General features: G+C 68.3%; 16 protein-coding genes and 2 pseudogenes. 4 read left to right on the plus strand and 14 right to left on the minus strand.

The window, feature by feature from the left end; translation table 11 throughout:
- Positions 1-51: 51 nt before the first annotated feature.
- The 5 genes and pseudogenes from KPB06_RS05480 to KPB06_RS05500 all read right to left on the minus strand — a co-directional run bounded on the left by KPB06_RS05480 (position 52) and on the right by KPB06_RS05500 (position 7,266).
- Positions 52-3,624 carry an indolepyruvate ferredoxin oxidoreductase family protein gene (locus tag KPB06_RS05480; RefSeq protein WP_275906078.1) on the minus strand — a complete coding sequence of 1,191 codons (3,573 nt, stop codon included), beginning with the start codon at positions 3,622-3,624 and terminating at the stop codon, positions 52-54.
- Positions 3,625-4,046: 422 nt separating this feature from the next.
- The gene (locus tag KPB06_RS05485) at positions 4,047-4,277 is read right to left on the minus strand and encodes a hypothetical protein (protein WP_275906077.1); all 231 of its coding nucleotides are present in this window, start codon (positions 4,275-4,277) and stop codon (positions 4,047-4,049) included.
- 1,627 nt (positions 4,278-5,904) lie between these two features.
- Positions 5,905-6,042 (minus strand): annotated as a pseudogene (locus KPB06_RS05490) (acyltransferase); the annotation flags it as partial.
- A 49-nt stretch (positions 6,043-6,091) separates the two neighbouring features.
- Positions 6,092-6,535: a lysozyme inhibitor LprI family protein gene (locus KPB06_RS05495; protein WP_099316876.1), complete on the minus strand. Its 444-nt coding sequence runs from the start codon at positions 6,533-6,535 to the stop codon at positions 6,092-6,094.
- Positions 6,523-7,266, minus strand: coding sequence for a LysM peptidoglycan-binding domain-containing protein (locus KPB06_RS05500; protein ID WP_275906076.1), 744 nt, complete (start codon positions 7,264-7,266; stop codon positions 6,523-6,525). Before KPB06_RS05500 ends, KPB06_RS05495 begins: the two co-directional genes overlap by 13 nt.
- 365 nt (positions 7,267-7,631) lie before the next feature.
- Here KPB06_RS05500 and KPB06_RS05505 point away from each other — a divergent pair.
- Positions 7,632-8,245, plus strand: a pseudogene (locus KPB06_RS05505) (glutathione S-transferase family protein).
- Positions 8,246-8,277: 32 nt separating this feature from the next.
- On the opposite strand, the gene KPB06_RS05510 reads toward KPB06_RS05505, so the two are convergent.
- Both KPB06_RS05510 and KPB06_RS05515 read right to left on the minus strand, forming a co-directional pair.
- Entirely contained in the window at positions 8,278-9,246 is a 969-nt protein-coding gene (locus KPB06_RS05510; protein ID WP_275906075.1) for an ion channel, read from the minus strand.
- A 164-nt stretch (positions 9,247-9,410) separates the two neighbouring features.
- Complete coding sequence (locus KPB06_RS05515; RefSeq protein ID WP_104011845.1) at positions 9,411-10,430, minus strand: sulfate ABC transporter substrate-binding protein; 1,020 nt, start codon at positions 10,428-10,430, stop codon at positions 9,411-9,413.
- A gap of 451 nt (positions 10,431-10,881) precedes the next feature.
- Between KPB06_RS05515 and dapA the strand changes: the two genes are divergently transcribed.
- Positions 10,882-11,775, plus strand: coding sequence for a 4-hydroxy-tetrahydrodipicolinate synthase (gene dapA / locus KPB06_RS05520; RefSeq protein WP_060966581.1), 894 nt, complete (start codon positions 10,882-10,884; stop codon positions 11,773-11,775).
- A 56-nt stretch (positions 11,776-11,831) separates the two neighbouring features.
- Here the strand turns inward: dapA and KPB06_RS05525 are convergent, their stop codons facing one another.
- The 3 genes from KPB06_RS05525 to KPB06_RS05535 all read right to left on the minus strand — a co-directional run bounded on the left by KPB06_RS05525 (position 11,832) and on the right by KPB06_RS05535 (position 13,589).
- Positions 11,832-12,212, minus strand: a complete 381-nt coding sequence (locus KPB06_RS05525; RefSeq protein WP_059583178.1) for a type II toxin-antitoxin system VapC family toxin — start codon at positions 12,210-12,212, stop codon at positions 11,832-11,834.
- Complete coding sequence (locus tag KPB06_RS05530) at positions 12,212-12,421, minus strand: hypothetical protein (RefSeq protein ID WP_060010352.1); 210 nt, start codon at positions 12,419-12,421, stop codon at positions 12,212-12,214. Before KPB06_RS05530 ends, KPB06_RS05525 begins: the two co-directional genes overlap by 1 nt.
- Before the next feature lie 115 nt (positions 12,422-12,536).
- A complete protein-coding gene (locus tag KPB06_RS05535; protein WP_275906074.1) occupies positions 12,537-13,589 on the minus strand; it encodes a LysR substrate-binding domain-containing protein in 1,053 nt (350 codons plus the stop codon).
- A 106-nt stretch (positions 13,590-13,695) separates the two neighbouring features.
- On the opposite strand from KPB06_RS05535, the gene KPB06_RS05540 reads away from it, so the two are divergent.
- Positions 13,696-14,964: an MFS transporter gene (locus KPB06_RS05540; RefSeq protein WP_104011842.1), complete on the plus strand. Its 1,269-nt coding sequence runs from the start codon at positions 13,696-13,698 to the stop codon at positions 14,962-14,964.
- 42 nt (positions 14,965-15,006) lie between these two features.
- Here the strand turns inward: KPB06_RS05540 and KPB06_RS05545 are convergent, their stop codons facing one another.
- Both KPB06_RS05545 and KPB06_RS05550 read right to left on the minus strand, forming a co-directional pair.
- Positions 15,007-17,208: a TonB-dependent receptor gene (locus KPB06_RS05545; protein WP_275906073.1), complete on the minus strand. Its 2,202-nt coding sequence runs from the start codon at positions 17,206-17,208 to the stop codon at positions 15,007-15,009.
- A 138-nt stretch (positions 17,209-17,346) separates the two neighbouring features.
- Entirely contained in the window at positions 17,347-17,994 is a 648-nt protein-coding gene (locus tag KPB06_RS05550) for a glutathione S-transferase family protein (protein WP_275906072.1), read from the minus strand.
- A gap of 112 nt (positions 17,995-18,106) precedes the next feature.
- On the opposite strand from KPB06_RS05550, the gene KPB06_RS05555 reads away from it, so the two are divergent.
- Positions 18,107-19,027 carry a LysR substrate-binding domain-containing protein gene (locus KPB06_RS05555; protein WP_275906071.1) on the plus strand — a complete coding sequence of 307 codons (921 nt, stop codon included), beginning with the start codon at positions 18,107-18,109 and terminating at the stop codon, positions 19,025-19,027.
- A gap of 9 nt (positions 19,028-19,036) precedes the next feature.
- On the opposite strand, the gene KPB06_RS05560 is transcribed toward KPB06_RS05555, so the two are convergent.
- Positions 19,037-21,262, minus strand: coding sequence for a xanthine dehydrogenase family protein molybdopterin-binding subunit (locus KPB06_RS05560; protein ID WP_275906070.1), 2,226 nt, complete (start codon positions 21,260-21,262; stop codon positions 19,037-19,039).
- Positions 21,259-22,260 (minus strand): FAD binding domain-containing protein, encoded by a 1,002-nt coding sequence (locus KPB06_RS05565; protein WP_275906069.1) that lies wholly within the window; start codon positions 22,258-22,260, stop codon positions 21,259-21,261. Before KPB06_RS05565 ends, KPB06_RS05560 begins: the two co-directional genes overlap by 4 nt.
- Between the last annotated feature and the right edge of the window lie 7 nt (positions 22,261-22,267).

Consider the following 22,267-nt stretch of genomic DNA (forward strand, 5'->3'; position numbering starts at 1 on the left):
AAAAACGGCGACGCACCCGCGTCGCCGTTTTCACGTCCACTCACGCTCGCGTTACTTCGCGACGACGACCGGAATCCCCTTCAGCATCCCCGCGCCCTTCATCTCGTCGAGCGCATGCTGCACGGCCGCGCTCGTCGCCGCGTCGATGCCGAGCTGCAACGCGAGCTCGCGTTCCGCGCGCTTCACGCCGGCCAGATTGCGCACCTTCACGTGACCGAAGCCGCGCACGCGGGCATGCAAGTCGGCCAGTTGCACGACCTGCGCGGCATTGCCGGGGGTCATCGCGGCGAACGCACGCGTGAGCGTGGTCTCGTAGTCGTCGGCCAGCGCGCGCTCCATCTTCCGCTCGACCGTGCGGCCGAACGGATCGAGCCACGTGCCGCGCAGGCCGCGCACGCGCGCCAGCATGCCGAGCACCGGCCACATCCACTGGCCGAACACGCGCTTCTTCGGCGTGCTGCCGTCGCTGCCGGCCTTCGCGACCGCGGGCGGCGCCAGGTTGAACTTCACGCGGTACGTCTGGCCCGGCACGCCTTCGAACTGCGCTTCGAGCGCCGTGCGGAACGCGTCGTCCGCGTACAGCCGCGCGACTTCGTATTCGTCCTTCACCGCGAGCAGCCGGTAGAACGTCGTCGCGACCGCGCGCGTCAGCGTGTCGTCGCCCTTCGCCTGCGCCGCGTTCACCAGCGCGCGGTAGCGCTCGACGTAGCGCGCGCCGCCGTAAGCGTCGAGACGCGCTTCGCGATCGGCGATCAGCTCGGCGAGCGTCTCCGGCGCGGCGTGCGCGGCCACCGCATGACGCGCGTTCCACAGCGCGTCGAGGCCCGCCGCATCGCCGGCCGCCATCCGGCCGATCGAGAACGCGAGCTTGTTCATCGGCACCGCGACGTTGTTCAGCTCGATCGCGCGCATCATCGCGGCGAGCGACACCGGTACGAGGCCGAGCTGCCACGCGTAGCCGAGCATCAGGATGTTCGCGCCGATCGAGTCGCCGAGGAACTTCGCGGCGAGCGCCTGCGCGTCGCAGCTCGACAGGTAGCCGTCGCCGGCCGCGTGATGCATCTTCTCGAGCAGCGCGTCCGCATGCAGGTTCGCGTCGGGGTTCTGCACGAACGATGCATTCGGGATCCGATGCGTGTTGACGACGATCCGCGTGCGCGCGTGGCGCACCGTCTGCAGCGCCTCCGCGCTCGCCCCGACGACCATGTCGCACGCGAGCAGCACGTCGGCCTGCTGCGTGTCGATGCGCACCTGGTTCAGCCAGCGGTCGCTCGACGCGATCCGCACGAACGACAGCACCGAGCCGCCCTTCTGCGCGAAGCCCATGAAGTCGAGCACCGATGCGCTCTTGCCTTCGAGGTGCGCGGCCATGCTGATCAGCGCGCCGACCGTCACGACGCCGGTGCCGCCGACGCCCGTCACGAGCATGTCGAACGGCGCCGCGTCGAGGTGCGTCGCCGGCACCGGCAGCGCGTCGACGCGTGCGGCGAGCGCCGCTTCGTCGAACGCGGCGCCGGCCGCCTTCTTCAGCGCCGCGCCTTCGACCGTCACGAAACTCGGGCAGAAGCCGTTCACGCACGAATAGTCCTTGTTGCACGACGACTGGTCGATGCGGCGCTTGCGGCCGAGCGGCGTCTCGAGCGGCTCGACCGACAGGCAGTTCGACTGCACGCCGCAGTCGCCGCAGCCTTCGCACACCGCATCGTTGATGAACAGACGCTTGTCCGGGTCGGGGAATTCGCCTTTCTTGCGGCGGCGGCGCTTCTCGGCCGCGCAGGTCTGGTCGTAGATCAGCACGGTGACGCCCGGCGTCTCTCGCAATTCGCGCTGCACCGTATCGAGTTCGCTGCGGTGATGGAACGTCGTGCCCGTCGGGAACTGCCCGTGATGACCGTCGTACTTCTCCGGCTCGTCGGACACGACGACGAAGCGCGACACGCCTTCGGCCTCGACCTGCCGCGCGATCTGCGGCACCGAGATGCTGCCGTCGACCGGCTGGCCGCCCGTCATCGCGACCGCGTCGTTGTAGAGGATCTTGTACGTGATGTTCGCCTTCGCGGCGACCGCCTGGCGGATCGCGAGGATACCCGAGTGGAAGTAGGTGCCGTCGCCGAGGTTCTGGAACACGTGCTTCGTGTTGGTGAACATCGCGTGCGCGGCCCAGTCGACGCCCTCGCCCCCCATCTGGATCAGGCCGGTGGTATCGCGCTCCATCCACGACGCCATGAAGTGGCAACCGATGCCGGCCTGCGCGATCGAGCCTTCGGGCACCTTCGTCGACGTGTTGTGCGGGCAGCCCGAGCAGAAGTACGGCGTGCGCTTCACCGCGTCGGCCTCGTTCGACAGGATCCGCGGCGCAACGAGATCGACGACGCGCTCGCGCCGGTCGAGCGCCGGCTTGTGCCGCGCGAGCCAGTCGGCGAACACCGGCAGGATGCGCGACGGACGCAGTTCGCCGAGTTCGGACAGCAGGCACGCGCCGGCCGCGTCGTGCTTGCCGAGCACGCGCGGGCGCGCGCCTTCGGTGCGGTTGTACAGGTGATCCTTGATCTGCTGCTCGATGACCGGGCCCTTCTCCTCGATCACCAGCACTTCGGCGAGCCCGTCGACGAAGGTCTCGATGCGCGTCATTTCGAGCGGATACGACAGGCCGACCTTGTAGATCCGCACGCCGGCCGCGTCGAGATCGGCCACCGTCAGGTCGAGGCGGCGCAGCGCTTCCATCAGGTCGAGGTGCGCCTTGCCGCAGGTGACGATGCCGACGTTCGCGTGCGTGCTCGGCGCGATCCACTTGTCGATGCTATTGGCGCGCGCGAAATGGCGGACCGCGTCGAGCTTCGCCGCGAGGCGCGCCTCGATCGTCAGGCTCGGCAGGTCGGGCCAGCGGTTGTGCAGGCCGCCCGCCGGCGGCGTGAAGCCTTCCGGCGCCGGCCAGCGCGTCTGCAACGCATCGAGGTCGACGGTGGAGCCCGATTCGACCGTTTCCGAGATCGCCTTGAAGCCGACCCACGCGCCCGAATAGCGCGACAGCGCCCAGCCGTACAGGCCGAATTCGAGCATGTCGGCGATGTTCGACGGGTTCACGACCGGCATGTGCCACGCCATCATCGCGAAATCGCTCTGGTGCGGCATCGACGACGACACGCAGCCATGGTCGTCTCCCGCGACGACCAGCACGCCGCCGTGCGGCGACGAACCGTATGCGTTGCCGTGCTTCAGCGCGTCGCCCGCGCGATCGACGCCCGGGCCCTTGCCGTACCACATCGCATACACGCCGTCGACCGTGCGCTCGGGGTCGGCCTCGACCCGCTGCGTGCCGAGCACGGCCGTGCCGCCGAGTTCCTCGTTGATCGCCGGCAGGAAGCGCACGCCGCTGGCGTCGAGCAGTTTCTTCGCCTTCCACAATTGCTGGTCGACCATGCCGAGCGGCGAGCCGCGATAGCCGCTGACGAAGCCGGCCGTGTCGAGGCCCTGCTCGGTGTCGACCGTGCGCTGCATCAACAGCAGGCGGATCAGCGCCTGCGTGCCGGTCAGGAAGATCCGGCCGCGCGTCGCGGTCAGGTTGTCGGTCAGGCGGTAGTCGGACAGGGCAGGCGTGCCGTCGACGGGCAGGCGGGCGGTCATGGGGGGAAGTCTCCGGATGGTGCTGTTCTGGGCCGTGCGCGGCGGGGCGCCGGGTGACGCATGAGTGCGGCAGCGAATGGCTCTATTTTTTCGCGCGCGGCCGAGAATGTTTTTCCTCATCTTGCTCGGACCGGTGCACGGCGAGAAAAACCGCGCAGGTTTTTGCCGGGATTTGAGAGAGTTTTCGCGCGGGGTGGCGGGTGGCGGTCGGGGGTTGGGCGGGATGGGGGAGCGCTTGCGTCGACATCGCGGGTGACGAGCGGGACGCCGGCCGCGGGCCCGGCGGCGCTCGCTCGGGGCCCGTGCGACAAGGGTTGGGGCCGGGAAACGGCGGCGCGCTCACCGATGGAATGCACAGCATTTGGAGTGAGGGCGCGGGATGTCCACAATGCCGGGGCTGTCGGCCGAGCGGGTGATCGCGCTCACCGTTCGATCGCACAGCGTTTCGAGTCGCGTCGGGTGCCGGATGTCCACACCTCGATCTGTCCGCCGCACATGCGGACGGCGACGCTCACCATCGAAATCCACAGCGCGACGAGTCGATGCCGGCAGGAGATATCCACACCGCCGGATGCCTGCGTCGCCGCCGCGACGTTGGCGCTCAGCTTCCGGATGTACAGGGGCGCGAGTCGGCTCGGCGGCAGGATATCCACATGTCCGTCCCTTCGTGCGTGCCTCGTGCGTGCCGTTGGGTAGTCGAACGAGAGGTCGGTACGGGTGTGGATATCACCCACCCGCAGACACTCGAAGCCCTGTGAATTTCGACGGTGAGTGATGGCACGCGCTCGAACGACGGTGCCGATTCGGGGGTGGACAGCCCGATCCGCGACGACTCCAAACGCTGTGAATCCCAATGGTGGGCATCGACAGCGCACAAACAACGGCGCCGATTCAGGCGTGGATCGCCCGATCCGCGACGACTCTAAACACTGTGAATTTCAACGGTGAGCAACGGCGCGCGTTCGAACAAGGGGGCCAATTCGGGCGTGGATTGCCCGCTCCACGACGACTCCAAACACTGTGAATTTCAATGGTGAGCGGCGGCACGCGTTCGAACAAGGGTACCAATTCGAGCGTGGACCGCCCGATCCACGACGACTCCAAACACTGTGAATTTCAACGGTGAGCGACGGCGCGCGTTCGAACAAGGGGGCCAATTCGGGCGTGGACCGCCCGATCCACGACGACTCTGAACACTGTGAATTTCAATGGTGAGCAACGGCACGCGTTCGAACAAGGGTACCCATTCGGATGTGGACAGATCGCCCCGAGACGACCCTGAACACTGTGAATTTCGGTGGTGAGTGACGGCAAACGATTAGACGAGTGCGCCGGCTCGGGCGCGAATCGCTCGACCCTGCGACGACACCGAACACTGTGAGTTCCAGCGGTGAGCGACGCGCGACGATCCAACCAGGGTGCCGATCCGAGTGTGGACAACCGCGCCCGAGGCCAGTCGAGACGCTGTGAAATTCAACGGTGAGCATGGGCGTCCGGTCGCACGAAGGCGGCGCCTCGGCGCGAACAGCCGCGCCCCCCCGCCCACGCTGCGCTCCGTGGACCGGGATCCGCGCAGACGCGCCGCGCCGCATGCGCGCGCCCCTCACCGCTGAAATACACAGCAGGTCGACTGGCTTCGGCGACCGGCTATCCGCATCGGTGCACGAACTCGAACGGAACGTGCGATCGCATGTGCGGTTAGAATGCGCAACCGCTCGAAGCGGTGCCGAAGATCACGAACGGACACGCCATTCGGTCGCCCCTCCGACGCTCACCATTGAAATACACAGCGTTGCGAGTGAATTCGGCCACGAGATATCCACACCGCGATACGCATCCAGATCTATCGCCGACCCGCGCGTGCCGTTAGAATGCGCGGCGCCCCCGCATTCCCGCGCGACGCGCGCTCGACGCCCGGAAATCCGCACCAGGCAAGCCTCACCCGCAATCGGTCGCCGACACTCACCCTTCGAAAGCACCGCATTTCTCGTCGTTCAGGGCGCGGTTGTCCACACCCTGCATCGCGCTCACCGATGGAAAGCACAGCGTGGCGAGTGATTCGGGGCCGGGATATCCACAACCGACGCCGCGCAGGAATGTGCGGCCAGCGCATCGGCAACGTCGGCTCATGCGTCTGCCCTCGATCGGTGTCGAATGCCGGGAAGTCCCGCCAATGCTGGCTCCAGCCATACACTCACCGTTCGCATCCACAGCGTTCAGAGTGGTCGGCGGGCCGGTTGTCCACATTCACGTCGCCGCTGAAGAGGCCGTCAGCCATCGTCACTCGGTAATCGATCGAATGATCTGCGCCGGATTTCCACCGAGCAGCGTAGCCGGCGGAACCTCCCGCGTCACGACCGAACTCGCGCCGACCACGGCATTCTCGCCGACCGTCGCGCCGCCGCCGATCGTCGCACCGGTCCGTTCGCATGTCGTCCGGCCGGGCCGGCCGGCGTAAGCTTCGGCGCTACTTCGACGGCAAGTCGGATACGGCGTTGCGCAGTTGCTCAACGCGTGCGCCGTTGAGTGCCGCGACACAGGCCAAGCGCCCCATTTCGTGGGCGTTACCCGCTCCACCGCCGCTCAGCGAAGCGGAGAATTCACATTGAGCCGCGCGATACTTTGCGAATTCCTTGTTCGATGCCGCCAAAGCCTCCTCGGATGCATGAATATATTTATTACCCTCATCCCATTTCTTTATGACAGCGAGCGCATCGTCTTCGGCCTTTTTTAAATACTCTCGACTTTCACTGGCCTTCTTCGCAAGACAATCCTTCATTCCAGCCTGCGAATAAGCACCGCACTGCTCGTACAGCCCCTTCTCGGTATTGATGGTGTTGTCAGATGCGGCGATCGAGAGTAACGGAAACGATAGCGCAAGCCCAAAGCCGATACTTCTTATTGCACGCATGAAGTCTCCTGTCCCTTTCGCACGATGCCCCATGCAAAATCTAGTTTCCTTGCATAGTTCGGATCTCGACGCATTGAATTGTAACGTAACGCCACTGACGTCGCAGAGAACGGCCGCCATCCTGTAATGACACGTTGAATCGACGCCTTCTGATACTTTAAGACTTGCCCTGGTCGCAACACCGTGATCATCGGATTCAGTTTCGTCAGCACGTCGGTTGTGCTGCCATGTACTTTCGCGATTTTGTCGAAGCTATCGCCCGGCTTGACTGTGACCTCATACACCCTAGCGTCTGCATTGGGCACACTACGGTGCTCAAAGGTCGCCATGCGCATCAGCAGATAGCCGATTCCTGCCCTGAGATTATGCGCAGGGTTCGTTCTCGCCGATCCCACAGTCAGTTGCGCTCTCCACGCGGAAGGCAGAATCAAGTCGCCGCCTTCTTCGCCCGAAAGAAACGACGTCAAACCCGGGTCACCCGATACGCCAATCTGCAATGGTTTGATCTTCCACTCCGAGCTATTTGCCCCGGTTTCAACCCACAGCATTGCCTTGATCAGAAGCCAATCCAGCGGCCTGTAGCCGGCAGCGCCTGACAAATGTCGATTGTATTCGCTCACTGCCATCTGAATTTCGCAATCCCATATATCCCATTTGACATCGCCAACAGCCGCGCCAATACCATCCTGCCATTTTTCGAAGCCGCTCTTCGCTGGCTCTTGAACCGGCATATTTTCACCCTCCGATTGAATTGGTTAGGTTGTTCGCGTCCAGCACAAGACAGGTAGTTGCATACGCGTCCGACCCATACCCGACACGTCAGCACCGAAATAAAACGCTAGAAACGATGCACGGTCGCCGTTTGTATTTCAATTTTCGAGATAGCTTTTAAACAACAGAACGACAGCGGGAAAGCACTCAAAGCCAGATAGACGCGAAAAAAAAGTTGCAAAACGTCAACAGCCGTTGCCCGGTAGCGATACCCAAGCGGCGCGCGTTCCACCGAACGCGTCGCACACTCGGTCACATAACGAACGACACATTCGGCGAACCGACTCGACTACACTGGACCGTCACCGCATATAGGGCGCACGCGATGAAGCTCTACTACTGGCCGACGACCGGGCATTCCGGGCGCTGTGGATGCTCGAGGAAATAGGCGTGGGGTACGAACTGGTGCCGATCGACTTGCGCTCGCACGAACAGGGCAGGGACGCGTTCGTGCAGGTCAACCCGATGGCCAAGCTGCCCGCGCTCGACGACGGCGGCGCCCGGTTCGCCGAATCGGGCGCCGTGCTGCTCCATCTCGTCGACCGTTGCCCGCGCGCCGGGCTCGGCGTCGCGCCCGACGATCCGCTGCGCGGCCGTTTCCTCCAGTGGATGTTCTTCACGCCGACCTGCCTCGAACCGGCGATGGTCGAGAAATTCACCGGCGCGTCGGGGAATCCGGTCGCGTTCGGCTGGGGCAACATCGGGCGCGTGCAGTGCGCCCTCGCGCAGGCGCTCGCCCACGGCCGCTGGCTCGTCGGCGAGCGCTTCACCGCGGCCGACCTGCTGCTCGCGAGCACTCTGAAGATCGCGTTCGACGCGCATCTGCTGCCGCACGAAGGCGTGCTCGGCGACTACGTCGCGCGCGCCGAGGACCGCGACGCGTTCCGCCGCGCGATCGCGATCGAACAGCGCGAGGCGTCACGCCCGCTGCACGCGTGACGCGCAACGGAGCGGCGCCCGGCCACCGTCGATCACGCCTGTGCGCCCGGCCCCGGCGCCAACGCACCCGCGTCGATCACCACGCCCGGCGAACCGCGCTCGTCGGTATCGGCGTCGATCGGCACGACGTCGTGAAAATGCGTGTAATCGATGTGCGTGATGCCGTCCTCGTCGTGCATCAGGTCGACGTAGCGGTGATGCCAGCGGATGTCGCCATGCACCCACACATGGCGCGCCTGCATGACCTGGGCGGTCGTCTCGTCCGATCCCTCGATCGTGATCAGCAATTGCGCATCTCGCGCGGCGAGCGATTCGGGCGTCTCGCCGAACAGCGCGCTCGACTCGTCGATCACGTGCATCAGGTTCCAGCCGAGCAGGAAGATCGGATGCTCGTTGCGCACGAGCGGCAGGTCGTGAATCTTGCGCAGCGAGTAGCCCTCGTGCGTGCCTTCGACGCGCATCAGCCGCAGTTTCGCCTGCGCCTCGGCAATCACGTTCTGGCGGGCATTCGCGGCGCGCACCATCAGCGTCATCCGGCCGTTCAGCGGCCGCACGATCGCGTGGCGCGCGAACAGGATCTTCGCCTGCGGCCGAGAAAACCGCGCGAACACGAGCCCCGTGGCGAGCGCGATGCTCGACATCCCGACGAAGATCTCGAACGTCGCGACGAGGTGCGCATAAACGGTCTGCGGATGCATGTCGCCGTAGCCGACGGTCGCGAGCGTCTCGACGCTGAAGAAGAACGCGCCGCCGAAGCCGGCCGGCGACTGGTTCGCGATCGGCGCCTGGCCGAGCAGGTAGAGCGCCGCGAAGCCGCTGTTGAGCAGCAGGAACAGCACCGCGAGCGACAGGAAGAACACGGGCCAGCTCACCGTCAGCGCGCGGTGATAGAAATCGCGCCAGCCGAGCGGCGGCATCCCGTACGCGATCACCGGGCGGGTGCCCGACCAGATCTTGCGGCCACGGCCGCGGGAGGCTGGGGAGGACGAATCGACGTTCATCGCGCGGCGCCGGTTGCAGGAAGGCGATGAGCGTAGCACGCGCGGCGGCGGCCGGGAATGCGGACCGGTTCGGCACGGCAATCCGCCGCGTCGTCATAAAAAAACCGGCCGCACATGCGGCCGGCTGCGTCGTCATGCGAGCCCGCGCGTGGCGCGCGCCGCGCTCACTTGCGGTCGACGATTACCTGGTCGAACGTGCCGCCGTCGGCGAAATGGGTCTTCTGCGCGTTCGCCCAGCTGCCGAAAACCTGCTCGACGCTGAACGTCTTCAGCGCCTTGAACTCGGCCGCATGCTTCTGCAGCACGGCCGCGTCGCGCGGGCGCAGATGATGCTGCGCGATGATCTCCTGCGCTTGCGGCGTGTACAGGTAGTCGAGATACGCCTGCGCGACCTTGCGCGTGCCTTTCTTGTCGACCACCTTGTCGACGACGGCGACGGGCGGCTCCGCAAGGATGCTCGCCGACGGATACACGGCGTCGAACTGCGCGCCCGACGCGCCCGTGTCCATCAGCGCGACCTCGTTCTCGAACGTGACGAGCACGTCGCCGATGCCGCGCTGCGTGAACGTTGTCGTCGCGCCGCGGCCGCCCGAGTCGAGCACCGGCACATTGCGGAAGATCGCCTTCTCGAAGTCGAGCGCCTGCTGGTCGGTCGCGCCCTTCTGCTTCTGGAAGCCCCACGCGGCGAGATACGCGTAGCGGCCGTTGCCCGACGTCTTCGGGTTCGCGATGATTACCTGCACGCCCGGCTTCGCGAGATCGCTCCAGTCCTTGATCGCCTTCGGGTTGCCCTTGCGCACGAGGAACACCATCGTCGTCGAGTACGGCGAGCTGTTGTCCGGGAAGCGCGCGCGCCAGTCCTTCGGCAGCAGTTGGCCGCGCTCGGCGAGCAGGTCGATGTCATTCGGCTGGTTCATCGTCACGACGTCGGCCTGCAGCCCTTGCAGCACCGACAGCGCCTGCGCGCTCGACGCGCCGTGCGACTGCTTGATCGTGACCGACTCGCCTGTCTTCTGCTTGTAGGCGGCGGCAAAGCTCGCGTTGATGTCCTTGTACAGCTCGCGCGTCACGTCGTACGACACGTTCAGGATCGACGTGTCCGCGTGCGCGGCGGTCGCCGCCACGACCAGCGCCGCCGTCGCGCCCGTGTGCAGCCAGCGGCCGATCCCCTTGATGCTTGCCATCGTGATATGCCCCGTTTCCAGTGGTGGTGAATGTGCGTGACCGTACGCGTACGTGCTGTCATCGAAACGTAAGCGGGCATTCTAGCGGCCGGCCGCAGCGCGCCTTCCAATCAGTCGTGGAAAGCAAATCTCTAATTCTGCTAAACGACGGCCGCGGCTCGCACGCGCCGCCGCTCCGGTGTTAAGATCGCCGCTCAGCCCATTCACGGTTCATCCATGTCCGCTACCCTGCGCTCGCCCTCGATCCTCGCCGCCGTCGCGGCAGGTGCGCGCGCGGCCGGGCTGAAACTGAAAAAACGACTCCTCGACTGACGGGGACGTCGCGTCCCGTCAGGCGAATGCCGGACGGGATACCCGCAGGTCGTTTCTTTCTCCTTGCATGCACGCCTCGCTCCGGCACGCCGCCGGCGGAACGGTTCCTTCCCACTCCGTTTCCACCATGAGGCTTTGCATGAACACACGTTTCGAAGGTATCTGGCTGCCGATCATCACGCCGTTCCACCGCGGCGAGGTCGACCATGCGGCGCTCGCGCGGCTCGCGCGCCACTATGCGGCCGCCGGCATCGCGGGTTTCGTCGCGGGGGCGACGACCGGTGAAGGCGTGCTGCTCGACGCGCGCGAACAGGACGCGGTGTTCGCGACGCTGCGCGACGCGGCGCCCGGGCTGCCGATCGTCGTCGGGCTGACCGCGAGCGCGACGCACTTCGCGGCCGCCCGCGCGCGCGAACTCGCGGCGCTGCGCCCCGACGGGCTGCTCGTCACGCCGCCCGTCTACGTGCGGCCGACGCAGGACGGCATCCGCCGCCATGTCGAAGCGATCGTCGACGCGGCCGACCTGCCGGTGCTCGTCTACAACATCCCGTACCGCACGGGCGTGAACGTCGAACTGGACACGCTGCAGGCGCTCGCGCGCGACTCGCGCGTCGCCGGCATCAAGGAATGCGGCGGCACGCTCGACCGGATGAGCCGGCTCGTGCACGACACGCCGCTCGCGATCCTGTCCGGCGACGACAACCAGAACTTCGCGGCGATGTGCGCGGGCGCGCACGGCGCGATCGCGAGCAGCGCGCACGTGCTGCCCGAATGGCACGTGCGGATTCACGCGTGGCTGCGCGACGGGCGGCTCGCCGACGCGCGGCGCCTGGCGGTCGCGCTGCAGCCGCTCGTCGCGGCGCTGTTCGCGGAACCGAACCCGGCGCCGGTGAAGGCCGTGCTCGCCGCGCAAGGATGGTGCGAGGACGGGTTGCGGCTGCCGTTCGTGCCGGCGAGCGAGGGATTGCGGGCGCGACTGGCAGCCATTTCCGCGGAACTGCATGAAATCGAGCCGGACATCGCCGTCGCATGAACCGCAACGCTACGTGACGTGCAGGCGACCGATGGATCGTGCACCGACAGATTGCTTCAAACTGTCAAAACGAGAGACAGGTCATACCGTGCAAGATGAGCGTCGGCCGTCACGAGCTGAAGCGGCTCGAGCCGCGCCTGGGCAACCAGCAAACGATCGAAGGGATCACGATGGTGATGCGGCAAATCGCGGACCGCGGCCCCATGCGCCGCCCGAACCGGCAGTTCGCGGATCCCGCTCGGCCCGATCGCCCGCATCAGCTCGCCGACGTCGATATCGAGCTTGCCCAGTCCGGCCTTGATGGCAGCCTCCCAGATACTTGCGCTGCTGACGAAACGCTCGTCGGCGGCCGAGATCACGCTGCGCGCTCGTGCGCTGAGCTTGGGGTCATTCGTCACGATCCACAAAAATATGTGCGTATCGAGCAACAGCCGCATCAGCGCCCTTCGAATGCATCCAGCAAGCCATCGGGCAGCGGGGCATCGAAGTCGTCCGCGATCCACGCCTGCCCTTGCAGGACACCGAACCGAACGGGCGGATTGACGGGCACGGGGCAATCGGCTGACGGCCCGCCGTCGCGGATCGAGGCTTCCGCCCTTTGCGCCGGATCGACCGCGCTGGCGCCCGGTGTATTTGCGTTTTGCATGATGACCTCCGTTTCAAGTGATCATCACTGTAGTCAGGTTTGCCCGATCGATCCATTCGGCCGATCGGCAGAGGGACGACCGAACCGCGGCCCGCGACGGCAATCGAGCGTTTCATCACGCCGCCACCGCCCCCTCCGTCGCCCCCCGCACCGCCTGCGTGACGATCCGCGCGAGCCGATCGACCGTCGGCGTCGCCGACGACGTACGCCGCAGCAGGATCAGCGGCAGGCTCGGCAGCGCCGGCAGCCCGCACGACGCCGCATCGAGCCCTCGCACGGACGCGGGCAGCCCGTAATGCGAGCGCACCGTGAGCCCGAGGCCGGCCGCCGCGGCCGCCCATAGCCCGGCCAGGCTCGGCGTCGTGAACGCGACGCGCCACGGCACGCCCGCGCGGTCCAGCGCATCGGTCGCCGCGCCGAAGAACCGGCACGGCCGGTCGAACACGACGAGCGGCAACGGCTCGCCCGCCGCGCGCACGGCGCGATCGCGCGTTTCGTCGCCGCCGCTCGCACCGCCCTGCGCGCCCGCGTCCCCGCCGCCATCCGGCACGCCGACACCACCGCCCGCCACCGCGCCGATCCATTGCATCGGCACGTGCGCGATCGCTTCGCTGTCGATTCCCGCCCGCGACACGAGCGCCGCCGACACCGGATCGCCCCACACGAGCGCCAGATCGAGCTGGTTCGCATCGAGCCGGTCGAGCAGATCGGCGTTGCGCGCCACGCGCGCCTCGATCTTCACCTTCGGATGCGCGCGCGCGAACCGCCCGAGCACGTCCGGCAGGATCGCTTCGCCGAAATCCTCCTGCAGCCCGACCCGTACCCAGCCGTCGAGCTTCACGCCGCGCACGGCCGCGGCCGCCTCGTCGTTCAGCTCGATCATCCGCCGCGCGTAGCGCAGCATCGCGTCGCCGGCGTCGGTCAGCGCGAGCCCGCGCCCGGCCTTCACGAACAGCGGCGTGCCGGCCTGCTCCTCGAGCTTGCGGATCTGCGCGCTCACCGCCGACGACGAGCGCGCGACGCGATCGGCCGCCTTCGCGAAACTGCCGAGATCCACGCCCGCGACGAGGCTGCGCAACGCCGCGACGTCGAAGTTGGGCCGCGCGAGCGCGGCATCGGCGCCCGCGACGGCCTCGCCGCCATCGCGCGAAGTGTCTTGTCCGGCCATCTCAACTATCCTGATTTATCGAACGATTCATCAAAAACTTTCCGATTTTCAGGATGAATGTAGACCGCCAGACTGTGGACGTCAACTTCGAACCGGGCCTGCCGTCATGGATACCTCGTGCATCGCTTCCCCCTCTTCGCCTGCCCGCGACGGGCGCGGGCCGGCCCATCGCTGGCGCGTGCTGGCCGCCGGCGTCGCCGCGAACATGAGCTTTTCGGCCGCCGCGGCCGGCATCCCGACCACGGCCGTCTGGATGCGCGCCGCGTATCACCTCGACAACGGCGCGCTCGGCCTCGTGCTCGGCGCGCTCGGGTTCGGCGTCGCGCTGTCCGAGCTGCCTTGGGGAATCGCCGCCGACCGCTTCGGCGACCGCCGCGTGCTGCTGACCGGGCTCGTCGCGACGGCCGCGATGCTCGCGCTGATGGTGGGCACGATCGTCCCGACCGCGCACGCGGTGCCGCCGCTGATGCGGGTCGTCGCTGCCATGTGCTGCGTCGGCCTGCTCGGCGGCAGCGTGAACGGCTCGAGCGGACGTGCGGTGATGCGCTGGTTCGGCGAGCGCGAACGCGGGCTCGCGATGAGCATCCGCCAGACGGCCGTGCCGCTCGGCGGCGGCCTCGGCGCGGCGCTGCTGCCGTCGCTTGCGTCGCATGCGGGCTTCGCCGCGGTGTACGGCGCGCTGATGCTGCTGTGCGCCGGCTCGGCCGCGTTGACCTGGCGCTGGCTGCACGAGCCGCCCGATGCGACGACTGCGACGCCCGCCACCGCAGGCCGCCCCCTCGCGCCGCCACCGCCGGCCGCACCGATGCGCAGCCCGCTCGCGAGCGGCCGCGTGTGGCGCATCGTGCTCGGCATCGGCGCGCTGTGCGCCCCGCAGTTCGCGGTGCTCACGTTCGCGACCGTGTTCCTGCACGATTTCGGCCGGCTCGGCCTCGCCGGCATCAGCGCGGCAATGGTCGCGCTGCAGGTCGGCGCAATGGTGATGCGCGTGTGGAGCGGCCGCCATACCGACCGGTACGGCAACCGGCGTGCGTACCTGCGCGGGTCGGTGTGCGTCGCGGCCGGGTCGTTCGCGCTGCTCGCGGCCGCGACGGCCGGCAGCCCGCACGTGCCGCTCGCGGCGATCGTCGCGATTCTCGTGTTCGCGGGCATCTGCGTATCGGCGTGGCACGGCGTCGCGTACACCGAGCTCGCAACGCTCGCGGGTGCGAACCACGCCGGCACCGCGCTCGGGATGGCGAATACGGTCGTGTATCTCGGGCTGTTCGCGACGCCGCTCGCGATTCCTCCGTTGCTGGCCGTCAGTTCGTGGAGCGTGGTGTGGCTCGCGACCGCGCTGATCGCCGCCGCGACCTACCCGCTGTTCGCGCGATAGCGGGCCGACGCGGCAACGTTCGCGGCAGCATGCGCGAGACGGTCAGAACTTGTACACGGCCGACAGCATCGCCGAGCGGCCGTCGCCGAACTCGACGGCCGACGATCGCGACTCGCTTCCCAACACCTGCCGCACGCGCTCGACATACGCGCGGTCGAACAGGTTGTCGATATTCAGCTGGAAACGCAGCCGGCGGTTCACTTCGTAGCCGGCCATCAGGTTGTGCACCCAATACGCGCCGAGCTGGCTGCCGCCTTCGGACGTCACGTTGCGCCGGCCGACGAAGTGCGAGCCGTAGCCGATCGTCCAGCCTGCCGGCAGCCGATAGGTCGTCCACAGGTTGAGCGCGTGCCGCGGCGTGTTGCCGAGCGCCTGCCCATCGCGGCGCGGCGTGGCCGGCGAACTGAGCGTGACGCTCGCCAGGTACGTGTAATTCGCGAACACGTCCCACTGCGGCGTCACCTTGCCGGCCGCGCCGAGCTCGATGCCGCGCACGCGCTGCCGGCCCACGAGCGCGTAGCTGCCGTCGGCCATGCGCTCGCGCGCGTTTTTCTTCTCCGTCTGGAACAGCGCCCCGTTCAGCGCGATGCCGGCCAGCCCTTCCCATTTCGTGCCGAGCTCGAAGCTCTCGTTTTTCTCGGGCGCGAGCGACTCGGTCGCCGCGTTGAGGCCCGAGCCGTTGCTCACGAGAAATTCGGCGGACGGATTGAACGACGTGCCATACGAGAAATACACGCGGCCGTTCTCCGTCGGCTTGAACACGAGCCCCGCGCGCGTGCTCAGATGGCGGTCGCTGTTCGCCGCGCGCTCGGTCGGCTTGCCGGCCGGCGTGCTTTCGGCCCAGCCGTCGATCCAGTCGTGCCGCAGCCCGACGTCGATGTCCCAGTAGCGGCCGAGCGAGAGCGTGTCGAACGCGTACAGCGCCTTCACGATGAGCTCGGTATCGCTGCGCGCGCTGTTCTCGCGCTTCGCGGGGCCGAGCCACACGCCGGGCGGCGCGGTGAGCGCGAAACCGTTGGCCGGATAGAAACGGTTGAGCCCGTAGGAATACGTGGTGCGACCGTACGTTTCCCGCGAAATTTCGAAGCCCGTGACGAGCGTGTGCCCGATGCCGAACGTCGCGAATTCGCTCGTGACGTTGGTCTGGTTCGCCCACATCGCCGTCGACGCATCGCGGCCGTAGCCCTGCGGCCCGGCCGGCTTGTAGCGCCCCGGTGGCAGCCCCTGCAGATTCGCGTGCGACGCGGACACCACCGTATCGCGATTCAGGTGCGTGTAGCGGCTCAGGTTCTGCACCTTCAGGTGCGGCGACACGTCGTGCTCGGCCTTGACGGTGAACGTGTCGGACATGATGCGTTCGCGATCGAGATTGCGCCAGCCGAAGTAGCTGTCGCGCGACACGCCGGCCAGCACCTGCCCGTCGCGCGCGGGCAGCCCGTAATCGGGCAGGTTGTTGTCGTACTGATGGAAATAGCCGAGCGTGACGCGCGTCGGCGTGCCGAGGCCGAACGCGAGCGACGGCGCGACGCCCCAGCGCCGCTTGCGAATGTCGTCGCGGCCCGGCACGTCGTTGATGTGCGCCATCGCGTTCAGGCGGAACGCCGCCTTGCCGTCGGCGCCGGGCAGCGGCTGGTTCGTATCGAGCGTCACGCGGCGGTAGTCGGACGTGCCGAGCACCGCGCCGGCTTCGGTCAACGCGCCGGCCTTCGGCGTCTTGCTGACCAGGTTCACCGAGCCGCCCGTGGTGCCGGCGCCGCCGAACACCGAGTTCGGCCCCTTGATCACCTCCACCGCGTCGATGTTGAACAGGTCGCTGCGATTGTTCTGCGCGCTGTCGCGCAGCCCGTCGAGCTGCATGTTCGCGTTCGCGCCGAAACCGCGGATATTGAAACTGTCGCCCGAGCCCCCGCCGCCCTCGCCGGCGTTGAACGTGATGCCGGCGACGTTCGACAGCGCTTCGCGCAGGCTCAGCGCCTGCTGTTCGTCCAGCACCGCGCGCGGCACGACGGTGATCGTCTGCGGCACGTCGAGCAGCGGCGTCGCATATTTGGCCGAGCCCGACCGATCGACGCGCGAGCCTGCGTCGTGCGCGCCGCGAACGAAGATCGGATCGAGGTGCGGCGCCTGCCCCGGCTCGCCTTCTTCCGCACACGCCGGCGCGGCCGCACAGGCGATCATCGCGAACGCGACGGACGCGGTCGCGCGACGCGGCGGCGTCGCGCTCGACAAAATGCAACTGCTCATGCTCACTCCATTCCATTGATGAGAATAATTCTCATTTAAATGGAATGGCGTCGACGCCGCAATTGGACACGTCCGAACTTCGCGGTCCGAACGAACGCGCGACCGAAACGCCGGAGCAGCGCGTCGCGCGTCGGCCGCTCAGGTCGCTTGCGCGGCCTCGCGCGCCAGCGCGCGCCGCGCGGCCGGCCGTTCGGCCTCGCGCTGCGCATGCGCGGTCCATGCGGGATGCCGCGTCATGTCGAGCCCGATCGCGACGCCCCAGCGATACAGCACGAGCAGGAACGGATCGACGATCGAATGCGCGCCCGGCTCGGCCCACGTGCGGCCGTCGGCCAGCAGGGCTTCGATTGACGCGTTCGCGGCCTCGATCGTGCTGCGCCCATGCGCGCTGATCGCGCCGTGCAGCGCCGGATCGTCGATGAAACGGCCCGGCCGCCACAGCGCGCCGTAGCCGACGCCGTGCACCCAGCCGACCAGCCAGGCGAGCCATTCGTGGCAGCGCGCCTCGCGCAGCGGATCGTCGAGCGGCAGCAATTGCGCGTCCGGATAGCGGCGCGCGAGATACGTGAGGATCGCCGGCGTTTCGGTCAGCACGCGCGGCTCGCCCGGTATCGCGAGCACCGGCACGCGCGCCTTCGCGTTGATCGCGAGGTAGCGCGCTTCGAGGTTCTGCCGTTGCTTCACGGAGACGATCTCGACGTCGAACGGCGCGCCGGTTTCCTCCAGCGCGATGTGAGCGGCGAGCGAGCAGGCGCCCGGCGAAAGATAGAGACGATAGGCGGTCATGGCGGTGGGGGCCGACGGGGCTGTGGAAGACGGAACCGAGTGTAGGAACGCATGCCGGCACGCAGCAAACGATGAATTGTCGTGCTCGAGCATTAGTGTTACTAATACCCGCATGCGACGCATCCATCTCCCTCCGCTGCAGACGCTGCGCGCGTTCGAAGCCGCCGTGCGGCTGCAGAGCTTCACGCGCGCGGCGGACGAGCTCGCGCTCACGCAAGGCGCGGTCAGCCAGCACATCCGCGCGCTCGAGGCGCAGCTCGGCTATCCGCTGTTCACGCGCGAACGCAACGGCGCGACGCCGACGCACGCCGCGCACGCACTCGCGCTGCAGGTGCGCCAGGGCCTGAGCGTGCTCGAACGCGCGTTCGAGCCGGCGCTGGCGGTGCGCCGCCGCCCGCGCACCTGCGACGCGACGCTGAACGTGAGCGTGCTGCCGAGCGTCGCCGAGCGCTGGCTCGCGCCGCGCCTGCCGCGTTTCTCGGCCGCGCATCCGCACATCTCGATCGTGCTGCATCCGGACGTGGCGCTCGCGCCGCTGCGCAAGCGCGACCGCATCGACGTCGCGCTGCGCTACGGGCCCGGCACGTGGCCCGGTGTGGTCGCCGAGAAGCTGATGAACGAGACGATCTTTCCGGTCGCGAGCCCCGCGTACCGCAATCGCGACGGCGTCGCCCCGCGCGCGCCGGCCGATCTCGTGCGCGCGACGCTGCTGCGCCATCCCGCGCAACCGTGGGAACCGTGGTTCCAGGCCGCGCGGCTCGACCTTACCGAATCCGCGCGCGCACCGCGCTTCACCGATGCGAACGCGCTGATCGCCGCGGTGCTGCAAGGCCGCGGCGTCGCGCTCGCGCGCCGCTCGCTGATCGAGCCCGAACTCGCGAGCGGCACGCTCGTGCGTGTGTCGAGCGTGCGCATCACCGACGTGTATGCGCACTACGTCGTGTGGCGCCCCGGTCATCCCCGCGAAGCGGCGATCCGCACGTGGCTCGACTGGCTGCGCAGCGAAGTGCGGCGCAGGACGCCGCGGCGCTGACGCCGGCGCTCACGCGCGCACCGGCATCGCCACCTTGTCGAGCGTGATCGGCAGATCGCGCACGCGCACGCCGGTCGCGTGATAGACCGCGTTGGCGATCGCGGCCGGCACGCCGGTGATCCCGATCTCGCCGATGCCGCGAATGCCGAGCGGATTGAAATGCGTGTCGCTTTCGTCGACGAAGCTCACGTCGAGCTCGCCGATGTCCGCGTTGACGGGCACGTGGTATTCGGCGAGATTCGCGTTCGTGAAGCGGCCGTGCCGCACGTCGAGATGCGAGCCTTCCTCGAGCGCGGTGCCGAGCCCCCACACCATCCCGCCGATCAACTGGCTGCGCGCGGTCTTCGCGTTGAGCAGGCTGCCGACGCTGTAGACGCCGACGATGCGCGGTACGCGAATCGTGCCGAGCTCGGCATCGACGCGCACTTCGGCAAACACCGCGCCGAACGAATGGGACGCATAGCGCGACTTCTCGTCGCCGGGCTTCGCCGTCGCCTGCGCGTCGATCGGCTGGCCGCCCGCCCGCGCGATCACCGCCGCGGCCGGATCGCGCCGCGACGGCTCGCCGCGATGCACGACCCAGCCGTTGTCGACCGTCACGTCGTCGGCCGCGGCGCCGTGCAGCGGCGAGCCGGGATCGGCGATCGCCAGCGCGATCAGCTTCGCACGCGCCTGCAGCGCGGCCTCGCGCACGGCGGGCGCCACGCTCGCGGCCGACTGCGAGCCGCCCGATACCGGTGCGCGCGGCAGGCTGGAATCGCCGAGCGCGAAGCGCACGTTCCGCGGCGCGAAACCGAGCGCGTCGGCCGCGACCTGCGTCATCACCGTGTAGGTGCCGGTGCCGATGTCCTGCGTGCCCGACGCGACTTCGGCCGTGCCGTCCGGCAGGATGCGCGCACGCGCGGACGCTTCGCTGCGGTTCGCCGGATACGTGGCGGCCGCCATCCCGAGACCGATCAGCGTGTCGCCGTCGCGCATCGTGCGCGGCGCGCCGGTGCGGCGCGACCAGCCGAAGCGCCGCGCGCCGACCTCGTAGCACGCGCGCAGCTTGTTGCTCGACCACGGCTTGCCGTCCTGCGGATCGACCTCCGCGTAGTTCGCAAGCCGCAGCGCGACCGGGTCCATGCCGAGTTGCCATGCGAGCTCGTCCATCGCCGATTCCAGCGCGAACGAGCCGGACGCCTCGCCGGGTGCGCGCATGAACGTCGGCGTACCGACGTTCAGCGACACGATCCGGTGCGTGGTCGCGTGGTTCGGCACCGCGTACATGATCCGCGACGGCATCCCGCACATCTCCATCCAGTCCTCGAACGTTGACGTGGTGGCGATCGTGTCGTGGCGCATCGCGGTCAGTCTGCCGTCGCGACGGGCGGCCAGCACGACGCGCTGTTCGGTGAACGGCCGCCCGCCGACCGGGCCGAACATCTGCGGCCGCGTCAGCGCAAGCCGGACCGGGCGCCCCACCTGCTTCGCCGCCATCGCGCACAACGACACGTGCGACCACGACGAACCCTTGCAGCCGAAGCCGCCGCCGAGGAACGGCGAAATCACGCGCACGTGTTCCGGCGCGATGCCGAATACGGCGGCCACGGCCGTGCTCGCGCCCGACACGCCCTGCGTCGCATCGTGCAGCGTGAGCGTCGGGCCGTCCCAGCGCGCCATCGTCGCGTGCGGCTCGATCGGGTTGTGGTGCTGCATCGGCGTCGTATAGGTTGCGTCGACGCGCACCGCGCCTTCGCGCAAGCCGGCATCGACGTCGCCGCGCTGCGTGTCCATCGCGCGGCCCTGCTGCTTCGGCGGCACGCGCGCGCCGCGCTTCGCGTGCGCGAAATCCACCACGGCATCGCTCGCGCGATAGCGCACCTGCACGGCATGCGCGGCGTCGGTCGCCTGCTCCAGCGTTTCGGCCACGACGACCGCGACGGGTTCGTTGCTGTAGCGCACCGTGTCGTCCTGTAACAACGTGAGCCGGCGCCCCGCGGGCGGCGACAGCGGCGGCCGGCCGCCGTTGGGCAGCCGCATCGCGTTCTCGTGCGTGATCACGAGCAGCACGCCGGGCATCGTGCGCGCACGCGCCGTGTCGATCGACTCGATGCGGCCGGATGCGATGGTGCTCGTCACGAGCACCGCGTGCGCGAGCCGCACATCGGGGAACTCGGCCGCGTAGTGCGCGCCGCCCGTCACTTTCAGTACGCCGTCGACACGGTCGAGCGGCTGTCCGGTCAGCGTGTTCATGCGGCACCTCCGGTCGGTCCGGCGGCGGTCTTCACCGCACGCACGATCGCGCGCTGCGCGAGCGCGACCTTGAAGCCGTTGCCGTCGAGCGGCGTTGCGTCGCGCAGCGCGAGCGATGCCGCTTCATTCAGCGCGGCATCGCTCAACGCGTGCCCGGCGAGATGCTGCTCCGCGGCCGTCGCGCGCAACGGCTTGTGCGCGACGCCGCCGAGCGCGATCCGCGCATCGGCGATGCGCGGGCCGTCCATCCGCAGCGCGGCCGCGACCGACACCAGCGCGAACGCGTAGCTCGCGCGGTCCCGCACTTTCAGATAGTGCGCATGGTCGGCGAAGCGCGGCGGCGGCAAGTCCACCGCGGTGATCAGCTCGCCCGGTTCGAGCGTCGTGTCGAGATCGGGACGATCGCCCGGCAAGCGGTGAAACGACGCGATCGGAATCTGCCGCGCGCCGCGCGGGCCGCTCACCTGCACGACGGCGTCGAGCGCGGCGAGCGCGACGCTCATGTCCGACGGGTTCACCGCCACGCATTGCGGGCTCGCGCCGAGGATCGCGTGCATCCGGTTGTGGCCGCCGATCGCCGCGCAGCCGCTGCCCGGCTCGCGCTTGTTGCACTGCGCGAACGCGGGATCGTAGAAATACGGGCAGCGCGTGCGCTGCATCAGGTTGCCGCCGACGGTCGCCATGTTGCGCAATTGCGCGGACGCGCCGGCGAGCAGCGCCTGCGACAGCAGCGGATAGTCGGCGCGCAGGCGCGGATGATCGGCCGCATCGCTGTTGCGCACGAGCGCGCCGATGCGCAAGCCGCCGTCGGGCAGCGCATCGACGGCGTCGAGGCCCGCGATGCGCGTGATGTCGATGAGCGCGACGGGCCGCGCGACGCCGCCCTTCATCAGGTCCAGCAGGTTCGTGCCGCCGCCGATGAAGGCCGTGCCGGGCCGCTGCGCCGCGCGCACGGCGCCGGCGACGTCCATCGCGCGTTCGTAGGAGATCGCTTCCATTGCCGTG

The sequence above is a fragment of the Burkholderia semiarida genome (genome assembly GCF_029268935.1).
GTDB lineage: Bacteria > Pseudomonadota > Gammaproteobacteria > Burkholderiales > Burkholderiaceae > Burkholderia > Burkholderia semiarida.